Below are 12,680 nucleotides of genomic sequence, written 5' to 3' on the forward strand. Positions count from 1 at the left end.
TTCAATTCGTACCTGTTGTCGGTGCGCGAGGGCGCAGGAAGTGGCCGTAGCCCGGCTCGTTGAGAATTTGGCCCTGATCGAGGACACACTGGCCTCGGCAGTAGGTTGCCTTGACCCTTCCAGTGAAGGCCATGCCTTCAAATGAACTCCACTTCACGGCGCTCAGGCTGGTGGAAGGGTCGTAGCAATAGCGCTCGTCAGCCAGTACTACAAAATCGGCGTCCAGACCGACTGCAAAGTCGCCTTTACGGTCGTCGAGTAAAAAGTGCCTTGCCGGGTTGCGGCTGAGTTGCCGAACCACCAGCGACGGTGCCAGGCTCCTGGCCATAGAGCCGGTCCAGAATGCTGGCAGCAGCGTCTCCAACCCCGGCCCTCCCGATGAATTGCGAAACACATTGGAATGTCCTTTGCGCTCCAGCCCCCAACTGACGTGGTCGGAGGACACAAAGGTGCACTGGTCCCTGGCGATGTGCTCCCAAAGTTTTTCGGTCTCGGCCTTGGGCCTGATCGGCGGGTAGTGCTTGGTTTTGGCGCCGAATCGTCGGGTGTGCTCTTCATGGTTGAGCATCAGGTACTGAATGCACGTCTCGATGCTCGCCGGGTGTCCGGCTTGTCGATACATTTCGCACAACTGGAAACCACGGCTCGTCGACACGTGAACCGGGTGTGCCCGCGCACCGGTCTGTGCGCCGATTTCATAAATCAATGCAGTCGCCAAGTCCTCGACCAGCGGCGGATGGGCGCGTAGGAACGCATCCCACCCGGTGTCATTGGCCTCGATCAGGCGGGTGATGTTTTTGCGTGTCAATTCCTGCATTTGATTGTGCACGCCACACACCAGGCCCGACGGTTTGATCAAGCTGAACAGCTCGGCCAGCACGTCCTCTTCTATGCGTGGGAAGCGACCCGGTGCGGCTTCAAAGGTCGAGAACTTGAAGGCACACGCGCCGGCCTGGATCAATCCAGGGATGGCTGCCAGGCCGTGGGTTTCATTGACCGTCGCAAACAGGCCGACATCGACGTGGCAGTTGTCCTCGACCTCCTGAGCCTTGCGCAGCAGCTGTTCAGCGCAGGCCACGGGTTCCGGATCGTCGTAGGGCATGTCCACCATCACGGTGACCCCTCCCGCGGCGGCGGCACGGCTGGCCCAACCCAGACCTTCCTGGTTGGCCTGGCTTCCCGAATGCACTTGACCGTCGATCACCCCCGGTAAAATCCACTGCCCGCGCTCGTCACGCGTGTTTTTGGCCGCAGGTGGCTCGCCGGTGCCGCGCGCGGCGATGCGTCCATCACGTATGGCAAGCCAACCGTTTTCGGTGGTCTTCTCGCTGTCGACGATGCGTCCCCGCACCACCAGATCGAAATCACTCATCTATCAGCCTCGTCATCGGGTGAATAAGCATGGAGCGAGTATCGACGGCGGGTATGGCGTCATCCATGCAGTGAATGACAACCTCACTTGCCATTTCTTGCATGGTTCCCCTCGGGGCAGGCCCGAATAATTCGAGCCATACCAGGGGAAGCCTTTCGACAGGCTTTCGCATTAACCTCAGCGAGAGTGGCCTTACATGACTCAGCAAAAAGCCAAACAAATCACGGCTGCGCGTGGCAGTACCTTGCGGTGTCGGGGGTGGAAGCAGGAAACCATTCTGCGCATGCTGGAAAACAATCTGGAGAACGCTGAGGACGCTTCGCGCCTGACCGTCTACGGCGGCATCGGCAAGGCGGCGCGCAACTGGGAAAGTTATGACGCGATCGTAGAGTCACTCAAGAACCTAGAAAATGATGAGACGCTGGCGATTCAATCGGGCATGCCAGTTGCCATTTTCAAGACCCACCGGCTCGCGCCACGGGTGGTCATGGCCAACAGCAACGTCATCAAGGCCGATTGGCCTAAATTCTATGACCTGAGCGCACAGAACCTGACGGCGTTTGCGTCCTACACCGCAGGGCCATGGCAGTACATCGGCAGCCAGGGAGTGATCGAAGGTACCTTCGAAACCCTTGCCTTGGTCGCCGATCGTCATTTCAACGGTGAACTGAAGGGCCGCATTTTCTTCACCGCGGGTCTCGGCGGCATGGGCCGCTCGCAACCATTGGCGATGACCATGCACGGCGGGGTCAGTGTGACCGTGGAAATCCGCCAGCAGAGCATCGTGGATCGGCTGGCGGCCGGGTATGCCGATGTTCAGGCGGCCTCCCTGCAGGACGCCATTGACATGGCCGAGAGCGCAAAACGTGAAGGACGAGCGCTGTCGATCGTGGTGCTGGGGAATATGGTCGATGCTCTGGAACAGGCGCTCGACTGCGGTTGGCGCCCTGATGTGGTCACCGAGATGTGCCCGTGCCATGACCCCTTCGCGCTGATTCCTTCCGGGCTGACGCTGGAGCAGGCCGCGGCGTTGCTGGAGACCGACCGCGATGCCTACATGGCCGCTTCGCGCGAATCGATGATTCGTATCGTTCGTGCGATGACGCGCTTTCAGACGGCCGGTTCGATCGTATTCGAATACGGCACCTTCGTACGCAAGGAAGCGGTGGATGCGGGGATGTCCAAGGAGGAAGCCTTTGCCTATCCAGGTTGTATCGCGGAGTACGTACGACCGTTATTTTTTCTCGGTCGAGGTCCGTTCCGCTGGACCTGTGTTTCGGGTGAAGTCTCTGACCAGACGCGTCTGGATGATTTGGCGCTGGAGATGTTCAAGGATGACAGCCTCGTCACTCGCTGGATCACCACATCCCGTCACCGCCTGCCCGTAGAAGGCTTGCCGGCACGTATTTGCTTCCTCGGTTTTGGCCAGCGCCGTGCCTTCGGTCTTGCCGTCAATGCATTGGTGCGTTCTGGTGAGCTGGCAGGTCCGGTGGCTTTCTCCCGAGACAACCTGGATACCGGTTCGATTGCCAACCCGGCGTTTGAAACCGAAAACATGCTGGACGGTTCCGACGCGATCTCCGACTGGCCGTACCTGAATGCGCTGCTCAACGTTTCGGCGATGGCCGATCTGGTGGCGATTCAGTCCAACGGCACCATGGGTATCTCCGCGCATACTGGCGTGACGATGATTGCCGATGGTTCAGAGGAAGCGGATCTGCGATTGGATGCGTGCCTGACTACGGACTCAGGTATTGGCGTAGTGCGCCACGCTCAGGCCGGTTACCCGATGGCCAAAACTGTTTCCAAAGGAGAGGGGCCATTGACCGACAACGCCATTCAAATTCCTCTCTGGTGGTCCCCAAAAGCTACCCAATATCGCGGGTAAGAGGAAATCGTCATGGCCCTTCTTCATTTGATCGAACAGGTCAGCGTGGTCGGCATGGGTGGTGCGGCAGCCCAGGTCGTGGATGTGTTGATCGATGGCGATCGCTTTGTGGGCCTGGCACCGCGAATCGATCTGTCGACGGTCAATCTCGACGAGCGGACGGACGGTCGGGGCAAGTTACTCATTCCCGGTCTGATCAACGCTCACCATCATTCTCATGATCGTTTTGACAAGGGCCGTTTTTCCGGGATTCCGCTGGAAATATGGATGGGCTTGTACAACCCGCCCTCCTATCGGCGCGGATGGACAGCCCGTGAGGTGTACCTGCGCACATTGCTTAACGGTATCGAGATGCTGCGAAGTGGCATCACCACGGTGGTCGATGACATCCACTTCGGCGGGCACCTGGAACCAGAGGTGGTGCATTCGGCGTTTCAGGCTTATTCGGATCTTGGTATTCGTGCCGATGTGAGTGTTGCTTGGTGTGATCGGCCGTTCCAGGAGGGTATCCCCTACCTGGCGGAGCGATTGCCCTGTGAGCTCAAGGGCAGTGTGCCGGCTCAGGCCGCAGATCGAATGCTTGAGTACTGGCAAGAGCTGGCACGCAGTTGGAATGGCCGAGTGCGCTTCGTATTCTCACCTTCCGGTCCACAGCGCTGCAGTGCCGACTTTCTGCAACAGACCTGGGCCCTGGCCGAGCAATACGACCGCCCCGTACTGATACATCTGCTGGAAACCCGAATCCAGGCGCTCACCGCAGCGAAGTTCTATGGTAAGCCGATGGCCGCGTACATGGACGATTTGGGTCTGCTGACACCTCGTAGCGTGTTGGCTCACGGCGTTTGGCTCTCACCTGACGAACTCGATCTTATTGCCAAAAGAGGCTCCAGCGTCGTGCACAACCCAGCCTGCAACATGAAGTTGGGAAGTGGGGTCGCGCCCATCGCCGAGATGCTACGACGCCAAGTGAACGTCGGCCTGGGAACGGACAACAACAATGGCAATGACCTGAATTCGATGTTTGATGCGATGCGCCTGGCAGCGCTCTCCAACGCACTGCTTGATCAAAGCGATGCCTGCCCGGTGGATGCGATGCAAGCATTCAACATGGCCACGCTCGGTGGCGCCAAAGCCATCGGGCGAGGTGCTCAGACGGGTTCGATCGAAGTCGGCAAGCAAGCCGATTTCTGTCTGATTGATCTTAAAACCAGCGCGTTCACTCCGCTCAACGATGCCTTGACGCAATTGGTCTTTTGCGAACAGGGAGGCTCCGTGCGTGACGTGTACGTGGGGGGGCGCAAGCTGGCGGATCAAGGGCGAATCACCCGCATCGATGAAGAGGCGTTGATGCTTGAACTGATAGAGCGCATGCCGACCCTGCAAGGACGAGTTCGTGGTGGACAGAGCGCCAGTGAAATCCTGCGGCCCTATCTCGAGGGAGCTTATCGAGATTGCCTGGACGACCCGCAAATGGAGGGCATGCGCCATTCAATCAACCAGTTTGATCGATTCAGGCTGGGCACCAAACCGGTTTAGTTCGCTTTAACTCATTTACGGAACAGCGAGAGAAAACATGAACACACTACAAAAAATTGTCCCAGGCGAAACGCGTATTTCTACCTGGCGTGCCATTTACAACGGGGCTCCGTCTCGACTCTGCGAAAGCGCTCGGGCCGGCATTGAGGCGGCCGCGAAGATGGTCGATACGCTGGTCGACAGCGGCCGCGCGGTCTATGGCTTGAACACTGGATTCGGCAAGTTGGCCAACGTCAGGATCAGTGACGCGGACCTGTGCCAATTGCAGAAGAACCTGGTGATGTCGCATATGACGGGTTACGGCCCTGCGCTGGATGCCGATGTTGTCCGTCTGGTCATGGCATTGAAAGTCGCCAGTTTGGGACGCGGCGCTTCGGGCGCGCAGTATCGCACTGTGGAGCTGCTCGAAGACATGCGCGAGCGCGGCGTCATCCCGTTCATTCCTGCTCAGGGTTCGGTGGGGGCCAGCGGTGACTTGGCGCCTTTGGCGCACATGACCGCAGTGATGATCGGCATGGGGCAAGCCTGGTTTGAAGGTGAGCTGCTCGACGGCGGCGAAGCCCTCGCTCGTGCAGGTCTGACCCCGATCGTGCTGGCGCCCAAGGAAGGCTTGGCATTGATGAATGGTACTCAGGTATCCACGGCACTCGCGCTGACCGGTTTGTTTGCTTTGGAAAACGCTTTCATGGCCGCCATCGCGATCGGCTGCCTGACCACCGAGGCCCTGGCGGGGATCGCCAGTCCATTCGACCCACGTATCCAGGCACTGCGCGGTCATCCGGGGCAGATCACCGTGGGCGCTGCATTTAAGCGTTTGCTCGACGACAGCCCGATGCGGGCCATCTCACAAGCTTCCGGCAAGGTGCAGGATCCCTACAGTATTCGCTGCCAACCGCAAGTGTTGGGCGCGTGCCTGGACCTGATTCGCAACGCCAGTGTCACCTTGGAAATCGAGAGCAACGCGGCTTCCGATAACCCGCTGATTTTCGTTGAAACAGGTGAGGTGATTTCCGGTGGTAACTTCCACGCCGAGCCGGTGGCATTCGCCGCGGACATGTTGGCTATCGCCATTACCGAAATCGGCAACCTGTCCGAGCGTCGCTGCAACTTGCTTCTTGATCCAGCGTTTTCAGGTCTTCCACCGATGTTGACCGTGGATGCCGGACTCCACTCTGGCTACATGACGGCACATATTTCGGCTGCCGCCATGGCCTCCGAAAACAAACAGCGCGCGACCCCAGCATCCATCGACACCATCCCTACAGCGGGCAACCAGGAAGACCACGTGTCGATGGCCACTCACGGCGCTCGCCGTCTGTTGGAAATGACTCGTACCCTGCGCGGAATTCTTTCTATCGAGGCGCTGTGTGCGGCCCAAGGTTTGGATCTGCGCGGTGGCGAGTTGTACAGCGCGCGCCTGGCACCGGTGATTGCCAGCATCCGCAGCAAAGTACCGGCAATGAATGTGGACCGGCCAATCGCGCCGGACATGGCCAGCGTTGCCGAGTTGATTCGTAGCAGCGAGCTGGTCGAGGGTTGCCCGGATCTGAAAACACTGTTCTGAGTGCATCACCCATCGCCAGCTAGAACCGGCCGGCGATGGATAACAACAAAAACCGAAACTTCTTGAAGTCTGCCAACTACCTCATAGAGAAATAATCATGAATAAGAATCTCGTTGTAGCGTGTGTGGTGTTGCTCCTTTGCGCCACGGGGGCAAAGGCCGAAGACGTGTTACGCCTGGGCGTGGACCCGACCTATCCACCGCTGGAGTACCGTGATCCGCAAGGCAATATGATCGGTTTCGATATCGAATTGGGTGACGAAATCTGTAAACGAATGGCCGTCAAGTGCGAGTACGTTCAAAGCAGCTTTGACGGTTTGATTCCGGGTCTGCTGGCGCGCAAATTCGACGGCGTATTGTCGAGTTTGTCCATCACTGAGCAGCGCCTGAAGCAGATCGACTTCAGCGACAAACTCTCCAACCCCTCCACACGCCTCGTTGCTCGTACCGGTGCCGGGATCCTGCCGACACCCGCTGGGCTCAAGGGCAAAACAGTGGGCTATCAGCAAGGCACCATTCAAGAGTCCTATGCGCGCACCTATTGGAAAGTCTCAGGTATCAAGCTTCAGGCTTATGCCAGTCAAGACCAGGTTTATGCCGACCTGTTGAATGGCCGTATCGACGCCTCGTTGCAGGATGAGGTGCAGGCGAGCTATGCCTTCTTGAAAACCGACCAGGGCAAAGGATATGACTTTGCCGGCCCAATCATTGTTGATGCCAAGGTTTTGGGAAGTGGTACGGCAATAGGTATTCGCAAGGAAGACCAAGACCTCAAGCGCAACATCAACAAAGCCATTGCTGGAATGCTGGCGGATGGCACCTATCAGAAGATCGCCAGCAAATACTTCGACTTCGATATCTACGGCGGTTGACGGCATGCGCTCTGCGGTCATGACGGCTCCTCAAGTCATGGCCGGCCCTGCGTCGACCTGTTCTGTACATCTCTTACGAGTGATGCGCCATGCAATGGCTTGAGTATCTACCCTTGATTGCGAAAGGCGCCTTGAGCACCGTCGAACTGGCGTTGGTAGCGCTGGTCCTGGCTCTGTCTCTTGGGTTGATTAGCGCGTTGGCAAAGCTGTCAGGCAAACCCTGGCTGATCTTTCCGGCCCAGTGCTACACCACCCTGATCCGGGGTGTTCCGGATCTGGCGTTGATGTTGCTGATCTTCTACACCATCCAGATCGGGATCAATCAGGTTACCGACAAACTTGCGTTGGGTCGTTTCGACATTGACCCCTTTGTTGCCGGCGTCATGACCCTGGGTTTTATCTACGGCGCGTATTTTTCGGAAACCTTTCGTGGCGCGTTTCTGGCCATCGATCGTGGCCAGGCCGAGGCCGCGAGTGCCTACGGACTCTCGTCTCGGCAAACCTTCCAGAAAGTACTGCTGCCACAGCTGATTCGCTTCGCGTTACCCGGTATCAGTAACAATTGGCAGGTCTTGGTCAAGGCGACTGCGCTGGTCTCGATCATCGGGCTCAGCGATCTGGTGATGGCAGCTCAGGAGGCGGGTCGCAGCACCCACAACACGCTGATGTTCATGGTGCTGGCCGGTGGCGTTTATTTTTGCCTGTCGGGCTTTTCCAGCTTGCTCTTGTACTGGATCAAGAACCGTTCTGCCGGTTGGGTACGGGAGGCGGAGCTATGATCGATCTCTTTCAGGCCTATTGGCAGAGTTTTCTCTGGACTGATGGCCAGCAGTGGAGCGGGGTGGCTGTCACCTTGATGCTGTTGATCGTTTCAACCCTCGGCGGCTTTGCCTTGTCGATTCCTTTGGCGCTGGGCCGGGTGTCGTCCTCGCGTACCTTAAGTGCGGTTATCTGGTTGTACACCTACACGTTCCGGACCACACCGCTATACGTGCAGTTGCTGATTATCTACAGCGGCTTGTACAGTCTGTCGTTCATCCAGAACACCGCCGTCCTCAACGACTTTTTTCGCGATGCCTACTGCTGCACGTTGTTCGCGTTCGTGCTCAATGAATGCGCCTACATGACGGAGATACTGGTCGGCTCGATTCGTGCCAGCAGTCGGGGCGAAGTTGAAGCAGGCAGGGCTTTTGGTTTGAGTGCAACGGTACTTAACTTCAAGGTCATTCTGCCCAGCGCATTGCGACGGGCGCTGCCGGCTTACAGCAACGAAGTCATCTTTATGCTTCACGGCACCACGCTGGCGTTCACCGCCACGGTGCCGGACATCCTCAAAGTCGCCCGTGACGTTAACGCTGAAACCTATGCGACGTTCACCACCTACGGTCTCGCGTCCCTGCTGTATCTGATGATCTCGTTCTGCATCATCGCCTGTTTCAACCGCGCCGAGAAACGCTGGCTCCGGCATCTCAAGCCACGCAAGACCAAAACAGCCGTTGAACACTCCGTCCCACTGATGAAAGAAGGCAGCCTGGTATGAATGCCCTGACCGTTGAAAACATCCACAAATCCTACGGTAACCATAAAGTGCTGCATGGGGTTTCATTGAGTGCCAAGCGCGGCGAAGTCATCAGCATTATTGGCTCGAGCGGTTCCGGTAAAAGTACCTTTCTGCGTTGCATCAATTTTCTCGAACAGCCTGATAGCGGCCGGGTCAGCCTGGACAATTTGTCCATTGATATTGGCGTGGGCAAACCGATCCGCCCGGATCGCCGTGCCTTGCAGGGGCTACGCACTCGGCTGGCGATGGTGTTTCAGCACTTCAATCTCTGGGCACACATGACGGTGTTGGAGAACGTCAGTATGGCGCCGGTGTATGCGCTCAATGTCAGTAAGGAAGAGGCCTGTGCCCGAGCCATTACCTATCTTGAGAAGGTGGGACTGGATGCCCGTTTCCATGACAGCTACCCGGCACACCTTTCCGGCGGTCAACAACAGCGTGTAGCGATAGCTCGTGCTTTGGCGGTCGAGCCTGAGGTCATGCTGTTCGATGAGCCGACCTCTGCCCTGGATCCGGAACTGGTCGGTGAAGTGCTCAAAATCATGCAGGAGCTCGCACAAGAGGGCCGAACCATGATTGTTGTGACGCATGAAATGAGTTTCGCCCGGCATGCATCAACTCAAGTGGTGTTTCTGCATGGCGGCAAGATCGAAGAACAGGGCAAACCTGAGCAACTCTTCGATAACCCGCAAAGTGCACGTCTGCGCCAGTTTCTTGCGTTAGACCTCAAGTGATCGATGATTCAATCGGCCGGAGAGCGGGCATGAAGAACAGAGACTGGATCAAAGTGCCTGAGGCGATCTATGCCCTGAGGCGAGATATCCATCGCCATCCGGAGTTGGCCTTCAAGGAGCAACGAACCTCAGACCTGATCGCTTGCATGCTCGAGTCGTGGGGTTTGAAGGTCCATCGGGGGCTTGCGGATACTGGGGTGGTGGGTATTTTGCGATGTAGTACCAGCAACAAATCCATCGGCTTACGGGCGGACATGGATGCATTGCCGATCCAGGAGCTCAATCAGTTCGATCATGCCTCCGTTCATGAGGGGAAAATGCATGCCTGTGGCCACGATGGACACTGTGCAATGTTATTGGCTGCGGCGTTTGAACTCGCGCGTACCCGACGGATAGACGGCACTGCGTATTTCATTTTTCAGCCTGCTGAAGAAAGTGACGCCGGGGCCCGGCGGATGATCGAAGAGGGGCTTTTTGAGCTGTTTCCCATGGATGCGGTGTTTGGCATGCACAACTGGCCCGGCCTGGCGGCGGGGCAGTTTGCTGTTCGTCCAGGGGCGATGATGGCATCCGATACGGAGTTTCGTATCCGACTGTTGGGCAAGGGTGGACACGCCGCGTTGCCGCAGCAATGCATTGATCCTTTGCAGCCCTTGATGCACATTGCCCAAGCTTTCCAAAGCATCATCACGCGCAATTTGGACACCCAGGATCCAGCAGTCATTTCCGTCACGAACATTCATGCAGGCAGTGATGCCAGTCTGACAGTCATTCCGGATGACGCCTGGTTGGGAGGGGCGTTCAGGGCGTTTTCCCGTGATGCCATGAGCTTGATTGAAACGCGCATGAGCGAGATCGCCAACAGCGTCGCCGTCGCTTTCGGTTGCCGCGTGGAAACCTCGTTTAAATCTGACTACCCACCCCTGATCAATCACCCACGCGAGACAGACATCTGCATTGAGCTTCTGCGCAAACTGGTCGGTGAAGATCAAGTCATCACCGATGGCAAGCCCACCATGGCCGCCGAAGATTTTGCCCACATGCTCGAACATAAACCGGGATGTTATGTGTTCATCGGCAACGGCGAGGGGGCTCATCGGGGCGTCGGCCATGGTGCTGGACCCTGTGTCCTGCACAATGCGAGTTTTGATTTCAACGACGATATCTTGCCAATCGGAGCAACTTACTGGGTTCGCTTGGCTGAAGCCTGGCTCACGGACGGCACCCAGAAAATACCGTAGAGGCCACTGTGTTGATCAACCGCGGCACGTCTGTAAACCCAATCCATTTGGAGAACCCATGAAACTGGTAAAAAGTATCCGCCTGAAAGTAATGCCCGAGATTTACTCGATTTCTCGACTGGACAGCAAAGCCCCTATCCCTGCCTGGGCGGATGGTGAGGGTTTCGTCAACATCGCGCGCTCTGCCGATGAGCTGTCCATCGTTTGCCATCAAAGTCGCGTGCCTGAGGGCGTAAAAATCGATCGCGACTGGAGTTGCATGCAGTTCGTTGGCCCCTTTGCATTTGATGAGACCGGGATTGTCCTATCTGTTGTTCGCCCTTTGACCGAGGCAGGTTTTGGCGTGTTCGTGGTGTCCACCTTCGATGGCGATTTCTTGTTGCTCAAAGCAGACCGGTTCGCCGAGGGTCTGGCAGTGCTACGTGACGCCGGACATCAGATTCTGGACTGATCCCCTCTCGCATATTCCGGGCCATTCATGTCAGCCGAACACTCTCACATAAGTGTTCAACTGACATGAGTTGAGCTTCGTTAGCTACAACGGACCAACAGAGAACTATCCATGTCGCGTCTTTGGACACCGGCTTTACTTGATCCTCAAATGGCGCTACGCCAGGTGCTCGTGCATGGCCCCGAAGGTTTTTTGGTGGGGTCGAAGGGATTGTTGTTTAGTTACGAGTGGGCCTGCACGCAAGGCCTGAAGGTTTTCGCGGAACACGGCATAGGCTTTTACGATGGCCAGCCGGTGCATCTGCTGGAAGTCAGCCACTGTGATGCTGTATCGGGTTGCTCATGGCAAGCACTGCGTCCGTTGATGTTGGAGAGCGATCTTGAGACATTCAGAATGCTTGGGTTTGCGGCTCAAATCGGTACATGGGCACGGCATCATCGTTTCTGTGGCGCTTGCGGTTCACCGACTCAAGTGTTGGCAAATGAAAGGGCCAGTTATTGTGCTACGTGCGAACTGTATTATTACCCGAGAATTTCACCCTGCATGATCGTGTTGGTAACCCGTGGCGATGAGGTCTTGCTCGCTCGTTCGCCAGGCTTTCCCCCTGGGCTCTACAGCACACTGGCAGGTTTCGTCGAGCCCGGAGAGTCGATGGAGGAGTGCGTTATCCGTGAGATTCGAGAGGAAGTGGGGATTGAAGTCAGCAACATCAGGTATATAGCAAGCCAGTCCTGGCCCTATCCCCATTCGATGATGTTTGGTTTCCATGCCGAATATTCGACGGGTGAAATTGTTCCGCTGCCAGAGGAGATCGAGGACGCGCGCTGGTTCAATATTGGTGCCTTGCCGCAGCTTTCGTCGCAACGCTCTATTTCGCGATACCTGATCGAGCTCTACCTGGCTCGAAGGAACTCCATGGCAGATCCTGCGTTGCCAAGGTGACCAGGGGAAGAAATATAACCATGTTTACTGGCGTGGTCGGCCCCGGTGAGTCACCAAGACCCTTTTCCAGGTTTTTCAGCAGCAAAAATCGGAATGTCATCGCTGCTCTCACCGGTTGGGCCAGCAACCAACCAGCCCCTACGAATACCTAAGATGGTTCGTTAGTGCTGCCCATCACACTGCTCGGCTCCTGAGCCCTGAGTATCACAGTCATCCATCTGCGGTGTTGCTACTCCTCCTCTACCCGTTTGATTAACCGTTCATGTAGAACCAGCGAGATTTAGTCTTTGCGGCGACCGCTGCTTAGCTTTTCTTGGTGGTGTGCGCAGTCGTCCCCCCTTGAAGAGGGATTCAATCCCGTGGTTATCGAAGGGTTTTATTTGTCCGGGCGGAGCTATTGCGTTAAGCACTCAACAGCGGTTAATCTGACTAACGTCAGCTTTGTGCTAGGCATCTCCGATGGAAGGTGCTAGCTATCGAAGGCGCAATCGCGGTTTTTTTCCGCGAAAACGGGCACGGG

The 12,680-nt window shown here is 56.8% G+C and carries 11 protein-coding genes; 10 read left to right on the plus strand and 1 reads right to left on the minus strand.

All coding sequences use genetic code 11. The features are described from left to right. Window position 1 precedes the first annotated feature (1 nt). On the minus strand, window positions 2–1,372 hold the full coding sequence (gene ertD / locus ACODTO_RS00705; protein WP_258632425.1) for a hydantoin-5-propionate amidohydrolase: 1,371 nt from the start codon (window positions 1,370–1,372) through the stop codon (window positions 2–4). 196 nt (window positions 1,373–1,568) lie between these two features. On the opposite strand from ertD, the gene hutU reads away from it, so the two are divergent. The 10 genes from hutU to nudC all read left to right on the plus strand — a co-directional run bounded on the left by hutU (window position 1,569) and on the right by nudC (window position 12,160). Then, window positions 1,569–3,260 (plus strand): urocanate hydratase, encoded by a 1,692-nt coding sequence (gene hutU / locus ACODTO_RS00710; RefSeq protein WP_258632426.1) that lies wholly within the window; start codon window positions 1,569–1,571, stop codon window positions 3,258–3,260. A gap of 27 nt (window positions 3,261–3,287) precedes the next feature. Then, window positions 3,288–4,796: an amidohydrolase family protein gene (locus ACODTO_RS00715; RefSeq protein ID WP_258632428.1), complete on the plus strand. Its 1,509-nt coding sequence runs from the start codon at window positions 3,288–3,290 to the stop codon at window positions 4,794–4,796. 37 nt (window positions 4,797–4,833) lie between these two features. After that, window positions 4,834–6,360, plus strand: a complete 1,527-nt coding sequence (gene hutH / locus ACODTO_RS00720; RefSeq protein ID WP_258632431.1) for a histidine ammonia-lyase — start codon at window positions 4,834–4,836, stop codon at window positions 6,358–6,360. Window positions 6,361–6,457: 97 nt separating this feature from the next. Further along, entirely contained in the window at window positions 6,458–7,231 is a 774-nt protein-coding gene (locus tag ACODTO_RS00725; RefSeq protein ID WP_258632433.1) for an ABC transporter substrate-binding protein, read from the plus strand. Between the two features lie 89 nt (window positions 7,232–7,320). Beyond that, entirely contained in the window at window positions 7,321–8,010 is a 690-nt protein-coding gene (locus ACODTO_RS00730; RefSeq protein ID WP_258632435.1) for an ABC transporter permease, read from the plus strand. Then, on the plus strand, window positions 8,007–8,771 hold the full coding sequence (hisM, locus tag ACODTO_RS00735; protein WP_258632437.1) for a histidine ABC transporter permease HisM: 765 nt from the start codon (window positions 8,007–8,009) through the stop codon (window positions 8,769–8,771). The genes ACODTO_RS00730 and hisM overlap by 4 nt, the downstream gene beginning before the upstream one ends. After that, window positions 8,768–9,526 (plus strand): ATP-binding cassette domain-containing protein, encoded by a 759-nt coding sequence (locus tag ACODTO_RS00740; RefSeq protein ID WP_258632439.1) that lies wholly within the window; start codon window positions 8,768–8,770, stop codon window positions 9,524–9,526. Before hisM ends, ACODTO_RS00740 begins: the two co-directional genes overlap by 4 nt. A gap of 29 nt (window positions 9,527–9,555) precedes the next feature. Further along, window positions 9,556–10,767, plus strand: coding sequence for a M20 aminoacylase family protein (locus tag ACODTO_RS00745; RefSeq protein ID WP_258632441.1), 1,212 nt, complete (start codon window positions 9,556–9,558; stop codon window positions 10,765–10,767). Window positions 10,768–10,825: 58 nt separating this feature from the next. Further along, the gene (locus tag ACODTO_RS00750) at window positions 10,826–11,218 is read left to right on the plus strand and encodes an ACT domain-containing protein (RefSeq protein ID WP_258632443.1); all 393 of its coding nucleotides are present in this window, start codon (window positions 10,826–10,828) and stop codon (window positions 11,216–11,218) included. 111 nt (window positions 11,219–11,329) lie between these two features. Next, entirely contained in the window at window positions 11,330–12,160 is an 831-nt protein-coding gene (gene nudC, locus ACODTO_RS00755; RefSeq protein WP_258632444.1) for an NAD(+) diphosphatase, read from the plus strand. Window positions 12,161–12,680 lie beyond the last annotated feature (520 nt).

The sequence above is a fragment of the Pseudomonas sp. FG13 genome (assembly GCF_057809755.1).